Here is a 17,221-nt window from a genome sequence, read left to right as displayed (position 1 = left end):
GGAAGGGTTCCACGCGTACCCATCCCGAACACGAACGTTAAGCCTTCCAGCGCCGATGGTACTTGGACCGCAGGGTCCCGGGAGAGTAGGACGCCGCCAAGCAAAGAAGAAACCGTTACTGCAGCTAATGCAGTAACGGTTTTTTTGTTCCATTCCAATCATCCACAGCGCATCACTTCAAACCCGCGTATCATGATTGGAGTTATCCCTATGATGTGAACAAGCTGTACATAAGCATGAAGATCACGCTCATTAAGCACAGTTTATCAACATGACCTGGATACATCTTCACAGGAAAGCTTTTAATTCATGTTGAACAAAGCGGTTATCCTCAGCTTCATCCCCAGACCTGCATAAGATTCAGTGTTCTGCATGTCTATCTTACAAAATGTAATACATTCTTATCCACAAATTTAGTACTAAGTCCTAATACTTAGTGTTATAATAAACGAAAACAGATGGAGGTATCCACGGTGATCCAATCCCAATCAAGAGTCACGGCAATAGGAGCCTATGTGCCGGAACGGATTCTGACGAACGAGGATTTGCAGAAGATGGTTGATACCAGTGATGAATGGATAGTACAGCGGACGGGAATGCGGGAACGGCGGATTGCGGCAGAGGGACAATTCACGTCTGATCTGGCTGAGCAGGCCGTAAAGGATATGGTCCGCCGGTATGGTGTTTCTGTTCAGGATGTGGATATGATTCTGGTGGCGACAAGTACACCGGATTTTGTTTTTCCAAGTACGGCAGCAAGGCTGCAGGCCAAGCTCGGAATTCAGAACACCGGTGCCCTGGATATGAATGCTGCTTGTGCCGGTTTCGGGTATGCGCTGCAAATCGCGGACGGATGGATTACCAGTGGAATGTACCGTAAAATTCTGATCATTGGCGCGGAGACGATATCCAAGATTACAGATTATACTGATCGAGCGACGTGTATATTGTTTGGTGATGGCGCCGGTGCGGTGCTGGTAGAGCGTGATGAGGAGCAGCCGGGATTCCTTGCCTCGATTACCGGCACTTATGGGGAAGGCGGCATGAATTTATATAAAACCGGCCTTGCCAAGCAAATGGATGGACAGGATCTTGGCAGCGAATGCATAGTCCAGAACGGACGGGAGATTTATAAATGGGCGGTGCGGAATGTACCGGAAGGCACTCAGCGCTTAATCCAGCGGGCGCAGCTAGCTCCTGAGGATGTAGATTGGTTCGTCCCGCATAGTGCGAATCTTCGGATGATTGAAGCGATTTGTGAGCGGGGACCGGTTCCATTTGAACGAACTTTAACGAGCGTTGAGTATTTCGGCAACACCTCAGCGGCATCGATACCGCTTGCATTGCAGCTGGCTGTGGATAACGGGAAACTGAAGGCAGGTCAGAATGTGCTGCTGTACGGCTTTGGCGGAGGCATGACCTATGCCGGCTCTATCATTCACTGGACCATCTAAATGACAGCTTGTTTGCGCACCCCCAGCGATTATTGTGGATTAATAGCTTAAGCGAGGCCAGGATGGTTCCTGGCCTTTTTGGCATGGCGGCAGGATCGTAAAATATTCAACCTAGATTCAGAAGTTTGCCTCCTCAACATAAGGTGCTGCTTTGATTACACTGAAGAAGTAGAAAGCAACCTAAATGAGAGGGGTAAAAAGCATGAGTAGATTTAAAACCTGGGGCGTCATGCTCCTGAGCGTGATGATGGTGTTCTCGCTGGCGGCCTGCAGCGGCGGGAGTTCTGGAAACAACGAAGGTTCATCGGAAGGAACGAATGGAGAGCAGCAAGGTAGCAGTAACGAAGGAGCATCTACGGAAAACGTTGAGCTTTCTTTCTGGTCGCTCGGTACGACGAATTATGAGGAGCTGGCCAAGGAGTACACGAAAGAGCATCCCAACATTACGTTCAAGTTTCAGAACACTTCTGATCAGACCGCACATCATGCCAATTTAACGACAGCCCTATCGGCGGGATCAGGTGCCCCAGACATTTTCATGCTTGAAATCGCATTCATTGAGCGCTTTATCAATGCTCAGGATAAATTCTATAACCTGTATGATCTCGGTGCGAAGGATGTACAGGGAGATTACCTGGACTGGAAATGGAAGCAAGCTACTTCCGTAGACGGCAGCTTCCAGCTGGGACTTCCTACTGACGTCGCTCCGACCGTAGTCTACTACCGGACAGATCTCGCAGAAGCAGCAGGTCTCCCAACAGACCCGCAGGAATTCTCGGCAGCCATTAACACTTGGGATAAGTTTGCTGAGGTCGGCAAGCAGTTCAAGGACAAAACAGGCAAGCCATTCGCGGATTTGACGGATCTGGTCTATAACGGTCTTCGGGATCAGTCTCCAAACCAGATTTATTTCAGTAAAGAGGATGGTTCATTCATCGGGGATTCTAACCCGCAGGTGAAGAAAGCTTACGATTTCACAGTCAAAGGGATTCAGGAGGGCTGGATTGGCAACTGGGTGCTCTGGTCTCCGGAATGGAATAAAGCCATGAATGATGGTGAATTTGGCGTGCTGCTGGGCCCGGCATGGATGGCGGGAACGATTCGTAACGCAGAAGACTCCTCCGGCAAGTGGCAGATTGCTCAAATGCCAGAGGGCGCAGGCAACTGGGGAGGCTCCTTCCTGACGCTGCCGAAAGAAGGAAAGCATTCTAAAGAAGCATATGAATTTATTTCCTGGCTCGTCAACAAGGAGAACCAGCTGAAATCCTTCAAGGTCAGCGGCTTGTTCCCGTCCATTCCTGCAGTGTACGATGATCCGGCATTCAAGTCGGAGCAGGACGAATTCTTCAGCGGCCAGATCATTGCAGAAGCATATGCCGAAGCAGCGAAGAGCGTACAGCCGGTGTATTACGGTCCGCTTCATGATCAAACCGATACGATTATCAAGAACGCCCTGAAAAATGTACTGGAGAAAAAAGCGGATCCAGCAGCAGAGTGGGAAGGTGCCATGAAGCAAATTAAAACGCTGGTGGACCGCAGCTAGACCTAGAAAGAGACAGAAAAAGATAGCACAGCAAGGTACAGATATTGAAATCAGGAAGCATATCAGACAAAGAGTTCATCACAATCATTATCATTAGAAGCAGTTTTGAAATAACAACCGTCCGGATGAATGCAGGGAGGACTTCCTTACGTTCATTCGGACCTATTCTTTAGCATGGAGGTGCACCATGGCAGAACCCGCAGCAGCCGCAGCGGCATCCTATCCGGCCACACGTAAACGGCTGACAGAGCAAAGAAAAAGCCGGCTGACGGCCTACCTGTTTATTTCTCCGTTTTTCGTGCTGTTCGGTATTTTTGGCTTGTATCCGATCCTTTTTACGATCTACCTGTCCTTCTACAAATGGGATGCGCTCGGTCCAATGAGGTATGTAGGCTTCAAAAATTACGAGCTCATTACGAGTGATCCGACCTTTTGGATCTCGTTTAGTAACACTTTGATTATGGGAATTATGGGAACCGTACCGCAGATTATCGTTGCACTGCTTGTTGCCGTCATGCTGAATTCGGCCCTGAACAAGTACAAGAACATATTCCGTATACTATTTTTCATGCCCAATATTACGTCCATCGTCGCTGTAGCATTAGTGTTCAGTACGATGTTTGGCAACAACGGGATGGTGAACTGGCTGCTGAATAGCCTGGGCCTGGACAGTGTTCCTTTTAACTCCGGCTGGTGGGGTGTCAAAATCGCCATATCGACGATGGTCATGTGGCGCTGGATGGGGTATAACGCAATTATTTTTTTATCCGGCCTGCAGAGTATACCGACTGATATATACGAAGCCGCCCGCATTGATGGAGCCAGCCGCAGTCAGCAAATGCTGTATATTACGCTGCCTCTCCTGCGTCCGTTCATTCTGTTCGTAACCTTGGTATCGACAATCGGGGCGCTGCAGCTGTTTACCGAGCCTTATGTGTTTCTAGGGCAGTCCGGCTCTGGCTCTACTCGACAGGAAGGGGTTACGATGGTTACGTATTTGTATGATGAGGCATTCAAGAATGGATTTTTTGGAACGGCGGCGGCGACGGCAGTGCTGCTGTTAATTGCGACCATTATGTTCTCCCTGCTGAATATGCTTCTATCCAGCCGGATGGGCGGAGAAAGAGGGGGGAGTAAGGCATGAGCATCGCTGTAACGGCCAAAAAAAATCCGGATGAGCCGGGCATTGGCGCAAAGATACTATTTTATCTGCTGCTGCTGTTCGGTGCTGTACTCTCCATCTTTCCGTTCTATTGGATGTTTGTCGTAGGTAGTAATGATAAGACGGCCGCCTTTCAGATTCCGCCGCTGCTTACTCCCGGTACGGAGTTCTTCAATAACTTCTCCCGCGTGCTGGAGCGTACGGATTTCTTCAGAGCGCTGATGAATTCAGCTGTGGTGTCCACCACGGTTACGCTCTCCGTTGTTTTCTTATGTACGCTGGCAGGATATGCGTTCGCCAAATATGAATTTCCGCTCAAAAAAACGCTGTTCGTGTTCGTGATCGGCACGATGCTCGTCCCTGCACAGCTCAGTGTACTGCCTCTGTATGTGATTATGGCCAAGCTGCAGTGGATCGACAGCTACAAGGCACTGATCGTGCCGGCCATGGTGAATGCGTTCGGTATTTTTTGGATGAGGCAGTATATTGCCTCGGCTGTGCATAATGAGCTGATTGAGGCAGGCCGGATGGATGGCGGTGGACATTTTCGGATCTTCTGGAATATTGCAATTCCGGTGGTGACCCCGGCCATGGCTACACTTGGCATTATCAACTTTATGAACGTATGGAATGATTTCTTCTGGCCCCTGGTTGTGCTGAAGAATCGTGAGAATTATACAATCCAGATCGCTCTTCAGCAGCTGTTTACGAACAAGGACGGGCTGGATTACGGGATGATCATGTCAGCAACCTTTGCAGCGACACTGCCGCTGCTCATCGTGTTTCTGCTGTTTAGCCGCTGGGTGATTGCCGGGTTGACCTCGGGGGCGGTTAAGAGCTGAGTTTTCTCAAACATGTTAGCCAGCTACAAGGAAGTGGCGCAGCGATGAAGAATAATAGACAGAGGAGAATGGGGGGAAGCCTGTGAAGCTCCGTCGTAAAATCCTGCTGGCTATTATTCTTCTTGTGTTTATCCCGGTGATCGCTATGGGGAGTGTGACCTACTACACGTACTCCCAGGCCATGGAGAAGAAGTCCAGTCATTTTTACTGGATATCGCTTCAGGAAACGGATCGCCGTCTGAAATTTGCACTGAATGAGATTACGACCATATCCAATTTTGCAATTACCCAGCAGGCAGTTCAGCAAGCCTTGAAGCAGCCGGAATCCGCTGTGACCTATAACCGCCGGCAGGAAATGAACAATTTAATCCATCACCCGATGATTCTGTCCTTTGCGCTGTATAGTCATGACCGGCTTATCTACTCCGACAGTGACGCTTATACCCTCGCAGAGCTCCAGGCCCAGGAATGGTATGGCCGGGTCGTGGAAGCGCAGGGACGTCCGGTGTGGGCAGGACCGGGAGAGGACCGTGCTGCGGGAGCGCTGATCTCTGATCAAGCCCCTTCCGCAGGGCGTATTGAAATCGCTTCCGGGGCACTTATTCAGGCGCGGACCATTAAGGATTACCACTCTTTGGAGGACATCGGGACGCTCATCATTTACGTCAAGCCTGATTTGCTAGACCAGGTGTTTTGGGAGGCGGCAACGTTAAAGCAGGGAGACATCCTGCTGGTCAATCAGGAGGGGCGCATCGTATTCGATAAATCCGGGGAGCGGATCGGGGAGCATGCAGCGTTTCCTTTTTTGGAGGCGGGCTACAGCAACGGCAAAGGCTATTATGTAGATGATGATCTGGGGGAGTCGTCACTCATTACCTATCTGCCTTCACATCACAAGGAATGGTTTCTGGTCGCGGTGACCGAGAAGAAGCTGATCGCCTCGGAGTCGTCCTATATTCGCAATCTGGCGCTGCTGCTGGGCGGAAGCTCGCTGCTGTCGGCGTTTTTGTTTGACCGCTTCTTTGTCCGGAGGCTCGTGCAGAGCATCATTGGGGCGGTCAACGGCATGAAGCAGGTGAAGCGGGGCAGCTTTGTTCCGATTCCTTCACCAGGGCGGGCGGATGATGAAACCGATCTTTTAATTGATGGCTTTAATCGGATGAGCGCCCAGATTGAAGAGCTGCTGCAGCAGATTCAGACCGAGCAGGCACGCAAGAAGGAGGCTGAAATGCAGGCACTGGTGGCGCAGATCAATCCACATTTTATATATAATTCTCTGGAGTCGATCAATTCGATGGCGGTGCTGGAGGGCAACCGGAATATTAGCAAAATGGTTATTTCGCTCGGCAAGCTCCTGCGGATCAGCATTAACGAGAATCAGGAGCTAATCCCGCTTAGTATGGAGCTGGAGCACGTCAGGCATTACATGAACATCCAGAAGTTTCGCTTTGAGGATCAGTTTGATTATGAGATTACGATTCCCGAAGAGCTGAAATTTGTCGTCACTCAGAAGCTGATTGTGCAGCCCATTGTAGAGAACGCGCTATATCATGCCATTGAGCCTATGGAGGAGCCGGGTCTGATTCGTATTGCGGTCAGCGATGCGGGAGACGAGGTATTCATTGATATTACGGATAACGGACCTGGATTCTCTAAGGAACGGCTTCAAAAGCTATATGGTGAAGAACAGGGACCCGCGAGAAAGTATCGGGAAAACGGTGTGGGATTAAAAAATGTTCATGAACGCCTTCAGATTCGCTTTGGCGGGCGTTATGGCATGATGATCTGCTCCGCGCCGGGCTTCGGCTCGACGATCCGTATCCGGATACCGAAAATGCTGCCATGAAGGGAGAGCAAGCATGAAGACTCCAAAAATATTGGGAGCCCGGGGATGGGTTGTACTGTATATGTGTCTGATGACGTTACTTGTAGGCTGGATGCTGCTGCAGGATCGGGAAGTCATTGAAGAGGAGCAGGGTGAGAAAATAACGCTCACCTTTCGACACTTTTGGAATAAGGAGCATGACCGCCAAGTGCTTGACATCGTAACAGAGGTCATCAGCAGCTATCAGGCGGAGCACCCGAATATCAAAATTAACTTTGAAGGAATGGACCAGACGATTCACCGGGAGCAGAAGCTTAAGAGTGAAATGGTTACCGGCACGCCTCCGGATATGTTTGTACTGTTCGGCGGAGCGGAGATTGAGCCTTACGCCCGGGCTGGGCGCCTAATGGATTTATCGGAGTTTGTGCAATCCCGCGGTTTGAACGGGGAGTTTACAAGCCTTTCATTATGGACCTTTGATGGCAAAATCTTTGGGCTTCCCATCGAAGGGCATGCTGAGCCGCTCTATTATAACAGGGACCTGTTTCAGCGGCTCGGACTTCAGCCGCCCCGGACGCTCGCCCAGCTGAATGAGATCATAGAGAAGCTGCTGAAGCGGGATGTGATTCCATTTGCGTTAGGCAATGAGGACCGGTGGCCGGCTGCAATTTTTGCCCATTATTTCATGGATCGATATGCCGGAGCTGCCTTGATTGAGCGCTTGGCACGGGGAGATGAAGGCGTCCGTTTTGACAATGAGCTATATTTGAGTGCCTTTCAGCATTTCCAGTCCTGGATTGAGCAGGGGGCCTTCGGCCCTTCGCCCAACACTTCCTCGACAGAGGAGGCCATTGCCCTGTTTACCGGCGGGCAAGCCGCGATGTATTTGAACGGGAATTGGGATATTAATCTGTTTCAAAGTGAAGAAGACCCGGATTTTCAGCAAAAGGTGGGTGTCATCCCGTTTCCTTCTCTTCGGAACAGCGAGCCAAGGTCTATGGCCGGCGGATATACGATCGGTATTGGTCTGTCCTCCGAGCTTGTAGATCCAGAGAAGCAGGCGGCGTTAGGGTTAATGGAGGCCTTGTACACGGAGGATGTGCAGGCTCGCATCGTGTATGAGGGTCGGAGGATTCCGTCAATGAAAATTCCGTTTGATCCGGAGCGGACTGGACCGGTATTTGCCCAGGTCATTGATTTGCTGGAGCAAAGCCCGGCGAGCTTTCTCGCTTATGACAACGTCATTTCTCCGGAGGTCAAAACATCATTTCTGGAGGTCATTGAGGACCTTATCAGCGGTAAAACCAGTGCAGGAGCAGCACTTGAGCAAATTGAGCAGTCCTCCCGGGTGTATTGGGAGCTGCGCAAGGATGCGCGCAGGTGACAAAAAAGGGAGGCTGGTGTGCTTATGGAGGAGAAGCGGTATCGTGTTATCCTGGTGGATGATGAGCCGATCATTCTCCGGAGCTTGAGAGCAGCAATTCCATGGGAAGAGCTGTCGATGGAGGTTGCCGGTGAAGCAAAGAATGGAGAAGCGGCGCTGGAGCTCGTCAAGCAGCTCCAGCCTCACGTACTGATCAGCGATATCCGTATGCCGGGCCTGGATGGAATTTCTTTAATGAAGGAAGTAATGCAGGAGCAGCCGAAGCTGTTTTTTATTTTTATAAGCGGCTACGGGGAATTCGAGTATGCCCGGGAAGCGCTGCGGGAAGGCGCCTTCGATTATTTGCTCAAGCCGATTGATCATGAGGAGCTGGCGGCTTCACTTCTGAGAGCTGTTGCGGCTTTGAAGAAGCAGGAGGAGAATGACAGGCTGCTGCACTCTATGCAAACCCTGTCCCTTCTGGCCAGAGAACGCCTCTTTACTGAGCTGATTGAGGGCAGCCGCAGCCCGCTCCTTCAGCTGCAGTGGCTGGAGCATAATGAGCTGGACCAGAGCTGGTATATGGCGGTGCTTCAGCTTGACCGTTTCGAGAAGCTGGAAGCGGCCTGGAGCCGGGATGAGAAAAGGCTGTGGCTGTTCGCAATTCGGAATATATTGGAGGAATGGTTTGAGAACAGCGGCGGCCTGACTGTGTTTCCGTTTCGGAGCGGAGAGTGGCTGCTCATCTTTCCCGAGCGGATGAAGGAGCTGCAAAAGCAGCTTGGTCATGAGCTTATTTCTTTGATAAAACGGCATACAAAGCTTTCCGCCTCCGTCGGCTTCAGCTTGACGGCGTCGGGTATGCAGCAGCTGGGAGAAGCCTATGAATCGGCCACCCGGGCGCTGTATCAGCGTTTTTATACGAATGGAGAAGGCGTCTACTGCGCGGAGCAGAATAGCAGGATTAGCACCTCTGCCGGGAGCTCCTATCCAAAAAATCTGGAGGCCTCCCTGTTGGACCGTGTAAGAACGCTGGATCAGGAAGGACTGCGCTCAGGCCTTCAGGAGGTGTATGCTTACCTGGAAGCACAAGGCTGCCTGAGGCCGGCGGCGGAGCAGATTCTGGTTGAGCTGTCGGTCGTATTGTATCGGCAATTTAAGGATATGAGGACCGGGCAGGAATGGTCATTGGAAGAGCTGCTTCAGGACATCCATGCTTCCGACAGCCTGAAGGATATGATGTCCGTGCTTCAGATCACGCTGGCGCGGTGGATGAAGGACAGTGCTGCCGAGCCCTCCAGGGAGGATATGCACACGGTCATGGAGAAAGCCCGCAGCTATATTCAGGAGCACTATCAGAAGGATTTATCGATCGAGGAGGTGTCAGAGTATAGCCATCTTAGCATCAGTCACTTTTGTACGTTGTTCAAGCAGTCCTCCGGCTATACCTTCGTGGAGTATTTGACTCTCTGTCGTATCGAGAAAGCGAAGCATATCCTGAGAAATACGAGTGTGAAGGTATATCAGGTGGCGCCGCTTGTCGGCTATCAGGACCCCAGATATTTCACTCAGGTATTCAAAAAGGTTACCGGTCATACACCTACAGAATACCGGGAGTCGGTAAGTGCACAATAAAAAACACCTTCCCTTGCAAATGCGGGAAGGTGTTTTTTTGGGAATAATAAATGCGTTGTCTGTTGTTAAGGTTACGAACGGTTGCGTCTCATCGAACCCATAACCAGGCTGACGATGAAGACCAGTGCAACGGCACCGATAATGGCAGGGACGATGAAGAAGTCACCAATTTCTGGACCCCAGTCACCAAGAATCAGGCTACCGAGCCATGCGCCGATGAAACCGGCAATAATGTTACCGATGACGCCTCCGGGAATATCTCTTCCCATAATCAGACCTGCGATCCAACCAATGATACCACCAACAATGAGAGACCAAAGAAAACCCATGATTATCACCTCGTTAAAATTTTTTTAACTGTCTGTGCTTTACTATTAACCAAAGAAGCTCCGTTTAAACAGCTAGCGACACAGAAAAAATGGAATCCTGTTGTAAGGGGTATGTTATATATAAGAAATTAAAAATAACGATATGGAGGGAGAGTCTGTCATGGAAAATCACAGCTTGCTAAGAACCGGTGCAGTCGATACCGAGGAGGTCACCCCGGATCTATTGTCCATGAGAACGCTGATTGCCAATGTGCTGATGGTAGGACAGCCGCAGCAAGGCAGCTGGGTGCTGGTGGATACCGGCATGGCCAAGTTTGCAGACGCCATTGCAGACACTGCAGTCCAGAGATTTGGCCGCCCGCCCGCATGCATTGTGCTCACGCACGGGCATTTCGACCATGTCGGCACGGTGAAGGAGCTGGCAGACCGTTGGAATGTTCCCGTGTATGCCCATGGGCTGGAGCTTCCCTATCTGACAGGGAAGGCAAACTACCCGCCGGCAGATCCTACGGTGGGCGGAGGCTTGATGGCGCGGGCAGCGCTAGCGTATCCGAACGAAGGCATTAATCTTGGCACACGCGTTCACGCTTTACCGAAGGACGGATCACTGCCGGAGCTGCCGGAATGGAGATGGATCCACACACCAGGCCACAGTCCTGGCCATATTTCACTATACCGAGAGCGGGACGGCGCCCTCATTGCAGGCGATGCGTTCATTACCGTGAAGCAGGAATCGGCCTTGGCGGTCGTGACCCAGAGTAAGGAGCTTCACGGACCGCCGATGTATTTTACGCCTGACTGGGAAGCCGCTGAGCAGTCCGTTCAGAAGCTTGCCGCATTAAAGCCTCAAGTAGCAATTACGGGACATGGCGTTTCCATGGCAGGTGCCGAGCTGCAGGAGTCGCTGCTCCGCCTCGCGGAACATTTCAAAGAGATGGCTGTACCGAAGCAGGGCAAATATGTAGAGGACAGACCGTAGGCCGAGGCTGGACCGTTCTTATATGACCTGACTCCCGGATGCTGGGGACATCCGGGAGCTTTTGCCGCAGCTGCCCATGGTATAATATCATTTACGAGAAAGGGGAGAGCTTATGAAGATATTGGTGTTGGCGGAGAAGCCGTCGGTAGCTAGAGAAATTGCGCGGGTCATGGGGAGCCGCGAGAAGCATAAGAACTATTTTGAAGGACCGAAATATGTAGTTACCTGGGCACTGGGGCATTTGGTAGGGCTGGCCGAGCCGGAGGATTATGATCCCAAATACCAGACCTGGGCGCTGGAGGATCTGCCGATCCTGCCGGAGCGCATGAATCTGAAGGTGCTGCGTGAAACGAGCCATCAGTTCAAGACCGTACAGCATCTCTTGAAGCGCCAGGATATCGGGGAGATGATTGTAGCCACGGACGCGGCACGGGAAGGCGAGCTGCTGGCCCGCTGGATCCTGAGCATGGCGAAATGGAACAAGCCGTTCAAGCGTCTATGGATTTCTTCCCAGACAGACAAGGCGATTCGGGAGGGCTTTGCTTCCCTTAAGCCGGGCAGCCAGTTCGATCGTCTGTACGAGTCCGCACGCTGCCGGGCTGAGGCAGATTGGATGGTCGGCTTGAACGTGACGCGCGCGCTGACGTGCAAATTCAATGCACAGCTGTCTGCCGGGCGGGTACAGACGCCGACGCTGGGCATGATTATGCAGCGAGAGAAGGACATTACCGGCTTCCGCTCCCAGGAATTTGATACGATTCAAGTGGATCTTGGGGGCTTTGAAGCCTCGTGGCGGGCGTCCGGCGGTGACGGACGCATCTTTGACCGCAAGCAGACCGAGGAACTGAGGGCCAAGCTGTCTTCAGGAGCAGCCCGCGTCATCACGGTGAAAAAAAGTGAAAAAGCCGAGCCGCACCCGCTGGCGTACGATTTGACCGAACTGCAGCGGGATGCGAACCGCCGTTTCGGCTTCTCAGCCAAGCAAACGTCCAGTGTGCTGCAGCGTCTGTATGAACAGCATAAGCTCGTTACATATCCGCGTACAGACAGCCGTTACTTAACAAGTGATATGGTGTCCACGCTTAAAGAACGGCTGGAGAGCGTAGCCATCGGCCCGTATGCTGCGCTGGCCCGTCCACTGCTTCGCAAGCCGATGCAGCCTGGCAAGCGAGTCGTTGATGACAGCAAGGTGAGTGATCACCATGCGATCATTCCAACAGAGGAAACGGTGCTGCTGAACAAGCTCAGCGCAGAGGAGCGCAAGCTGTATGACCTGATCGTGCGCCGGTTCATCAGCCTGTTCTATCCTCCTGCGAAATATGATTCCGTGTCGGTCACCCTCAAGCTGGAAGGCGAGCAGCTGTACGCCAAGGGAACGACCGTTAAAGACAGCGGCTGGCGCGAGGTGTACGGAGGGGATTACGAGACCGCGGAGGAGGACGATGCAGATCTCGGCGTTTCGGAGTCAGCCGGAAAGCTGCTGCCTCCGCTGCAGGAAGGCGAGCAGCTTCAGGTGCGCCGCTGCATCGTCAAGCCGGGCCGCACTCAGCCGCCGAAGCGGTACACGGAAGCCGCGCTGCTGACCCAGATGGAGAAGCATGGGCTCGGCACTCCGGCAACGCGCGCGGACATTATCGAGAAGCTCGTCAGCTCTGATACGATTGAGCGGCAGGGCTCGTCGCTGCATCCAACAGGCAAGGGCAAGCAGCTGATTGAGCTGGTGGCGCCGCAGCTGCGTACGCCGGAGCTGACCGCAAGCTGGGAAGCGGACCTGGAGATGATTGCCAAGGGCCAGGGCAAAGCGGAGCCGTTCATCCGCGGCATTCGGGAGATGACAAAGGAGTTGGTCGCGGGAGTCAAGGGGAGCACGGCGGAATATACGCCGCATAATGTATCGGCCAGCCATTGCCCGGACTGCGGCACGAGGCTCCTGGAGAAAAAGAGCAAGCGCGGCAAGCTGCTGCTCTGTCCCAGCGACGACTGCGGCTATAAGCGTTCCGGGGAGAAGCGTCTCTCCAACCGCCGCTGTCCGCAGTGTCATAAGAAGATGGAGCTGAAGGAAGGCAAGGCCGGGATGTTCGTGCAGTGCCTGGGCTGCGGCATTACGGAGACGCTGAATAAAGACAGCAAGCATATTAACAAACGGGAGGAACGTAAGCTCGTTCAGCAGTATGGTAGCAAGCAGGAATCTCTGGGTAATAATCTGGGGGAGCTGCTGAAGGCTGCGATGGAGAAAAACAAAGACTGATTTCCCTTCTTGAACAGAGGGAGAAATCGGCTTTAATTTTACATAGAATTAACTCAATAACTGCTCCCCGTAAATTTTTCCGCGTTATGGTAGGAAAGCAGCGTCTTTGAAAATTCATTTTTTCATAGATCAGTGGTTAGATCCATTCCGCTAAACAGCGAACGAGGAGGAGTATAATTCTATGGAAAAGGTATTGGCGAAAAAAATGATCAGCAGCATGCTGAGCGCAGTTGTTGTGGCAGCATCCGTTCTTCCCGGCCTGGCAGGAGCGGCAGGTACAGCAGGTGCAGCAGGTGCAGCGGGTACAGCAGGTGAATCCAAGGGGTTTGAGCTCCGCATTTTACATACGAATGATACCCACGCGCATTTGGACCAGGTCGCCCGCAGGGTGACGGCAGTGAATGCAGCGAGAAACGACAGCACTTTGCTGCTGGATGCCGGCGATGTATTCTCCGGGACGCTGTATTTCAATCAATATAACGGACTGGCCGATCTGTATTTCATGAACCTGCTGGGCTATGACGCTATGGTGCTCGGAAACCACGAGTTTGATAAGGGTCCCAAGGTGCTGGCTGATTTCGTCAAGCAGGCCAAGTTTCCGCTGCTAAGTGCGAATATTGATTTCAGCACCGAGCCGGCACTGCAGAAGGAGTCTGATCAGGCCATCGGCGTGCCCGCAAGCAACGGCAAAATCTATCCGGCAATGATCAAGGAAGTAAACGGAGAGAAGGTTGGCATTATTGGACTGACGACTCCGGACACCGCGGTGCTCTCTTCTCCGGGTCAGAACATCAAATTTCAGGACGAGGTGGAGAGTGCACAGCAGCAGGTGGATGCCTTTGAAGAAATGGGAATTGAGATGATCATTGCATTGACTCATTTGGGCTACAATGCCGACGTGGCGCTTGCCGAGCAGGTAAAGGGACTCGATATTATTGTGGGCGGTCATTCCCACACAATCCTGAATGAACCTAAAGTGGTGCATGCGGATGAAGAGCCTACGCTCATCGTACAGACGGGTGAGTACGACAACAACCTGGGCCAGCTTGACGTCACCTTCAATGATGAAGGCGTGGTTACAGCCTGGAAGGGCCAGCTGATTCCTCTGAACAAGAAGGATGATGCAGGCAACTACACCATTGCCAGCGATCCGGCTGCTGCTGAGAAGCTGGCTGAGTATGCAAAGGCGCTGGAGGAGCTGAAGAAAACCGTAGTCGGGAAATCCGGCGTGGAGCTGAACGGCGAGCGTGAATCAGTGCGCAAGGAAGAGACAAACCTCGGCAATCTGATGGCGGACGGAATGCGCTCCAAGGTGATGAGCATCGTCAAGGACCCGGATGCCAAAGCTTATGTAACCATTCAGAACAGCGGCGGCATCCGCGCCTCGATTGGGGCGGGCGATATTACCCTGGGGCATCTGCTGACGACGATGCCTTATGGCAATAATCTGACGGCTTTGAAGATGACCGGGGAAGAGATTGTTGCTGCGCTGGAGAACGGAGTCAGCGGCGTGGAGGACGGAGCGGGAAGGTTCCCGCAGGTGTCCGGTTTGCGCTTCTACTATGATTCCACGAAGCAGCCGGAGAAGGTGGACAGCGTAACCGGAACAACAGAGCAGGAAGGCCAGCGGATCGCAAGTGTGCAGATTCTGAATGAAGATGGCACGTATTCCGATATAGACCCGGATGCTTACTATATCGTTGCCACGAACTCCTATGTTGCCGATGGCGGCGACTTCTACAGCTCCATGAAGCAAGCCAAAGAGGACGGGCGTTTATATGAGCTGAATCTGGTCGATTATGAGGTGTTTCGCGAGCATCTGGATCAGGTGGGGAACGTCAAGATCTCTACCGAAGGACGGATCACCGATCTGTTAGGAGCGGCGCTTCCGGCTGAAGCCGGAGGAAACGCTGGTGCCACTAACGGCCCTGTATTCAAGGACATCGTCAATGATCCGGCTCTGACTATGATTCAGGAGGCAGCAGAAGCGGGGATCATCAAGGGCTATGAGGATGGCACCTTCCGTCCGGACCGGGTCGTTACACGGGCGGAATTCGCCGTCTTGATCAGCCGGGCATTTGACATGAAGAAGGCAGGAGATGCAGCGGCAGCGGAGTTTACGGACGCCCATCTTATTCCTTCCTGGGCGCAGGATTCTATCGCTGCATTGGATGGAGCCGGACTGCTGAAGGCATGGCCGGGCATGGCATTCAAGCCTATGGAGCCGATGACAGCATCTGAAGCAGCAACGCTGCTCCGCGCAATCTCGGACAGCTACGACGTTACCGGAGAGGCGAAAAGTCTGACCCGTAAAGCGGCTGTGCTTCTGATCATGGAGGCACTCTGATATCCAGAAAGTCCTGACAGTGAGGCCCCTGGTCTTTGAGGCGTGAAGCTAGAGGCTTCATCCGTAGACCAGGGGCCTTTTTTTTATTGAAAATGGCGGAAAATGGCGCTGCATTGTAACCTTTGCGCGGCACTTTAATTATAGAATAGGATGGAGTGACTGGATAGCCATTTCATTCCAATTAGATGAGGTGAAGGAGGAGTATGGCATGGAAGAAACAGCAAGCCGCATTCAATGGGGCATTATGGGGACAGGCTGGATTGCCGAAAAGTTTGCTGCCGATTTGAAGTATGCTAATAACGGAAGCCTTGCGGCCTGCGGGTCGAGAACTGACGACAGCGCCCGGCGCTTTGGGGAGCGCTTTGATATTCCTCGTACATATGGCTCTTATGAAGAGCTCGTGCAGGATCCGGCACTGGATGCCATTTATGTAGCAACGCCGCATCCGCTGCACAAGGACAATGTGCTGCTTGCACTTCGCGCCGGCAAGGCTGTGCTGTGTGAGAAGCCCTTTACGATGAACAGCCGCGAGCTGGAGGAAGTGATCCAGACTGCGAGAGACCACAAGCTGTTCCTGATGGAAGGCATGTGGACCCGCTTTCTTCCGCCTATTGTACAGGCAAGACAATGGATTGCGGATGGCCGGATTGGCGAGGTGCGTATGTTGAAGGCGGAATTTGGCTTCAGGACGGAGATGAACCCGGAGCACCGTCTGTTCAAGCCGGAGCTGGGAGGCGGTGCACTGCTGGATGCGGGCATCTATCCGGTTTCGTTCGCTTCTATGGTGCTGGGAAGTGCTCCTTCAAACCTTAGCAGCACGGTACACTTTTGCGAGACCGGGGTTGACGATCAGTTTACGCTGCTGCTGGAGTATGAGGATGGAAAGTCAGCCTCTTTAAGCAGCGCTACGCGCCTGGCCTTGACCAATGACGCCGTCATTTATGGAACGGAAGGGCGGATCCGGATTCCTGGCTTTTTCAATGCCCGTGAAGCCTTTCTTTATGAAGGAGATCAGCAGACCGAGGCCTATCAGGATGACCGGGTCAGTGACGGCTATGCCTTTGAAGCCGAAGAGGTTGGACGCTGTCTCATGAACGGCGCCCTGGAGAGCGCTGTAATGCCTTTGGATGAATCCCTGGCCATTATGAAGCTGCTGGATGGGGTGCGGGAGCAGTGGGGACTTCAGTACGAGGTTGAATAAAAAAAACGGGGCATAAGCTTCCCTTCGTTGGCTCACTCTAGGTAGTACAGGGGGGTGAAGTGAAATGCCGATCCATAAGCCAAGAAAGATCAAGAATCAACAAAACCACTCCAGCATTCTGGAGGAAAGCCAGACGGTGAAGCCGCAAAAAGCAGCTCATACACCGCCGAGCCTGAACGGAATCCCGAAGCAGGAATCGTAAGCATTTTGCCGGAATGATATAGCATAGAGCCCCTTAGTTTGTGTTCTCCTCCCGTCACTTTTATAATAAAACGGAAGAAGAACGCGGGATA

At 52.5% G+C, this 17,221-nt stretch carries 13 protein-coding genes and 1 rRNA gene; 13 read left to right on the top strand and 1 reads right to left on the bottom strand.

Going from position 1 to position 17,221, the window contains the following annotated elements; genetic code table 11:
• The 8 genes from rrf to JJQ72_RS17105 all read left to right on the top strand — a co-directional run.
• Window positions 1–102: ribosomal RNA gene (rrf, locus tag JJQ72_RS17140) — 5S ribosomal RNA — on the top strand; the annotation flags it as partial.
• Window positions 103–473: 371 nt separating this feature from the next.
• Window positions 474–1,454 (top strand): ketoacyl-ACP synthase III, encoded by a 981-nt coding sequence (locus JJQ72_RS17135; protein WP_347880769.1) that lies wholly within the window; start codon window positions 474–476, stop codon window positions 1,452–1,454.
• Between the two features lie 202 nt (window positions 1,455–1,656).
• Window positions 1,657–2,997, top strand: a complete 1,341-nt coding sequence (locus tag JJQ72_RS17130) for an ABC transporter substrate-binding protein (protein ID WP_208204434.1) — start codon at window positions 1,657–1,659, stop codon at window positions 2,995–2,997.
• 187 nt (window positions 2,998–3,184) lie between these two features.
• On the top strand, window positions 3,185–4,141 hold the full coding sequence (locus tag JJQ72_RS17125) for a carbohydrate ABC transporter permease (protein ID WP_138224548.1): 957 nt from the start codon (window positions 3,185–3,187) through the stop codon (window positions 4,139–4,141).
• Entirely contained in the window at window positions 4,138–5,001 is an 864-nt protein-coding gene (locus JJQ72_RS17120) for a carbohydrate ABC transporter permease (protein WP_138224549.1), read from the top strand. The genes JJQ72_RS17125 and JJQ72_RS17120 overlap by 4 nt, the downstream gene beginning before the upstream one ends.
• Window positions 5,002–5,083: 82 nt before the next feature.
• Window positions 5,084–6,847: a cache domain-containing sensor histidine kinase gene (locus JJQ72_RS17115; protein ID WP_138224550.1), complete on the top strand. Its 1,764-nt coding sequence runs from the start codon at window positions 5,084–5,086 to the stop codon at window positions 6,845–6,847.
• Between the two features lie 13 nt (window positions 6,848–6,860).
• Window positions 6,861–8,210, top strand: a complete 1,350-nt coding sequence (locus JJQ72_RS17110) for an ABC transporter substrate-binding protein (protein WP_208204433.1) — start codon at window positions 6,861–6,863, stop codon at window positions 8,208–8,210.
• Between the two features lie 24 nt (window positions 8,211–8,234).
• Window positions 8,235–9,824, top strand: a complete 1,590-nt coding sequence (locus JJQ72_RS17105) for a response regulator transcription factor (RefSeq protein WP_208204432.1) — start codon at window positions 8,235–8,237, stop codon at window positions 9,822–9,824.
• A 71-nt stretch (window positions 9,825–9,895) separates the two neighbouring features.
• On the opposite strand, the gene JJQ72_RS17100 is transcribed toward JJQ72_RS17105, so the two are convergent.
• Entirely contained in the window at window positions 9,896–10,153 is a 258-nt protein-coding gene (locus JJQ72_RS17100) for a GlsB/YeaQ/YmgE family stress response membrane protein (protein WP_138224553.1), read from the bottom strand.
• A 160-nt stretch (window positions 10,154–10,313) separates the two neighbouring features.
• On the opposite strand from JJQ72_RS17100, the gene JJQ72_RS17095 reads away from it, so the two are divergent.
• The 5 genes from JJQ72_RS17095 (at window position 10,314) to JJQ72_RS17075 (ending at window position 17,130) form a co-directional block, all read left to right on the top strand.
• Window positions 10,314–11,132, top strand: coding sequence for an MBL fold metallo-hydrolase (locus JJQ72_RS17095; protein ID WP_208204431.1), 819 nt, complete (start codon window positions 10,314–10,316; stop codon window positions 11,130–11,132).
• 112 nt (window positions 11,133–11,244) lie between these two features.
• Window positions 11,245–13,380 carry a DNA topoisomerase III gene (locus tag JJQ72_RS17090; RefSeq protein ID WP_208204430.1) on the top strand — a complete coding sequence of 712 codons (2,136 nt, stop codon included), beginning with the start codon at window positions 11,245–11,247 and terminating at the stop codon, window positions 13,378–13,380.
• A gap of 181 nt (window positions 13,381–13,561) precedes the next feature.
• Window positions 13,562–15,727 carry a 5'-nucleotidase C-terminal domain-containing protein gene (locus JJQ72_RS17085; RefSeq protein ID WP_208204429.1) on the top strand — a complete coding sequence of 722 codons (2,166 nt, stop codon included), beginning with the start codon at window positions 13,562–13,564 and terminating at the stop codon, window positions 15,725–15,727.
• A 208-nt stretch (window positions 15,728–15,935) separates the two neighbouring features.
• A complete protein-coding gene (locus tag JJQ72_RS17080) occupies window positions 15,936–16,928 on the top strand; it encodes a Gfo/Idh/MocA family protein (RefSeq protein WP_208204428.1) in 993 nt (330 codons plus the stop codon).
• Between the two features lie 64 nt (window positions 16,929–16,992).
• Window positions 16,993–17,130 (top strand): hypothetical protein, encoded by a 138-nt coding sequence (locus JJQ72_RS17075; protein WP_208204427.1) that lies wholly within the window; start codon window positions 16,993–16,995, stop codon window positions 17,128–17,130.
• Window positions 17,131–17,221 lie beyond the last annotated feature (91 nt).

Origin of the sequence: Paenibacillus sp. F411 (genome assembly GCF_017582705.1) — a bacterium.
Lineage (GTDB): Bacteria > Bacillota > Bacilli > Paenibacillales > Paenibacillaceae > Paenibacillus_AQ > Paenibacillus_AQ algicola.
Note: the sequence above shows the minus strand (reverse complement) of the source record. Positions and strands in the feature narration are given on the sequence as shown.

What these genes read in the sequence shown, in the direction of transcription:
- JJQ72_RS17130 (WP_208204434.1), top strand. Translation starts at nt 1,657, where the DNA reads ATGAGTAGATTTAAAACCTGGGGCGTCATGCTCCTGAGCGTGATGATG.
- JJQ72_RS17125 (WP_138224548.1), top strand. Translation starts at nt 3,185, where the DNA reads ATGGCAGAACCCGCAGCAGCCGCAGCGGCATCCTATCCGGCCACACGT.
- JJQ72_RS17120 (WP_138224549.1), top strand. Translation starts at nt 4,138, where the DNA reads ATGAGCATCGCTGTAACGGCCAAAAAAAATCCGGATGAGCCGGGCATT.
- JJQ72_RS17110 (WP_208204433.1), top strand. Translation starts at nt 6,861, where the DNA reads ATGAAGACTCCAAAAATATTGGGAGCCCGGGGATGGGTTGTACTGTAT.
- JJQ72_RS17105 (WP_208204432.1), top strand. Translation starts at nt 8,235, where the DNA reads ATGGAGGAGAAGCGGTATCGTGTTATCCTGGTGGATGATGAGCCGATC.
- JJQ72_RS17100 (WP_138224553.1), bottom strand. Translation starts at nt 10,153, where the DNA reads ATGGGTTTTCTTTGGTCTCTCATTGTTGGTGGTATCATTGGTTGGATC.
- JJQ72_RS17095 (WP_208204431.1), top strand. Translation starts at nt 10,314, where the DNA reads ATGGAAAATCACAGCTTGCTAAGAACCGGTGCAGTCGATACCGAGGAG.
- JJQ72_RS17090 (WP_208204430.1), top strand. Translation starts at nt 11,245, where the DNA reads ATGAAGATATTGGTGTTGGCGGAGAAGCCGTCGGTAGCTAGAGAAATT.
- JJQ72_RS17085 (WP_208204429.1), top strand. Translation starts at nt 13,562, where the DNA reads ATGGAAAAGGTATTGGCGAAAAAAATGATCAGCAGCATGCTGAGCGCA.
- JJQ72_RS17080 (WP_208204428.1), top strand. Translation starts at nt 15,936, where the DNA reads ATGGAAGAAACAGCAAGCCGCATTCAATGGGGCATTATGGGGACAGGC.
- JJQ72_RS17075 (WP_208204427.1), top strand. Translation starts at nt 16,993, where the DNA reads ATGCCGATCCATAAGCCAAGAAAGATCAAGAATCAACAAAACCACTCC.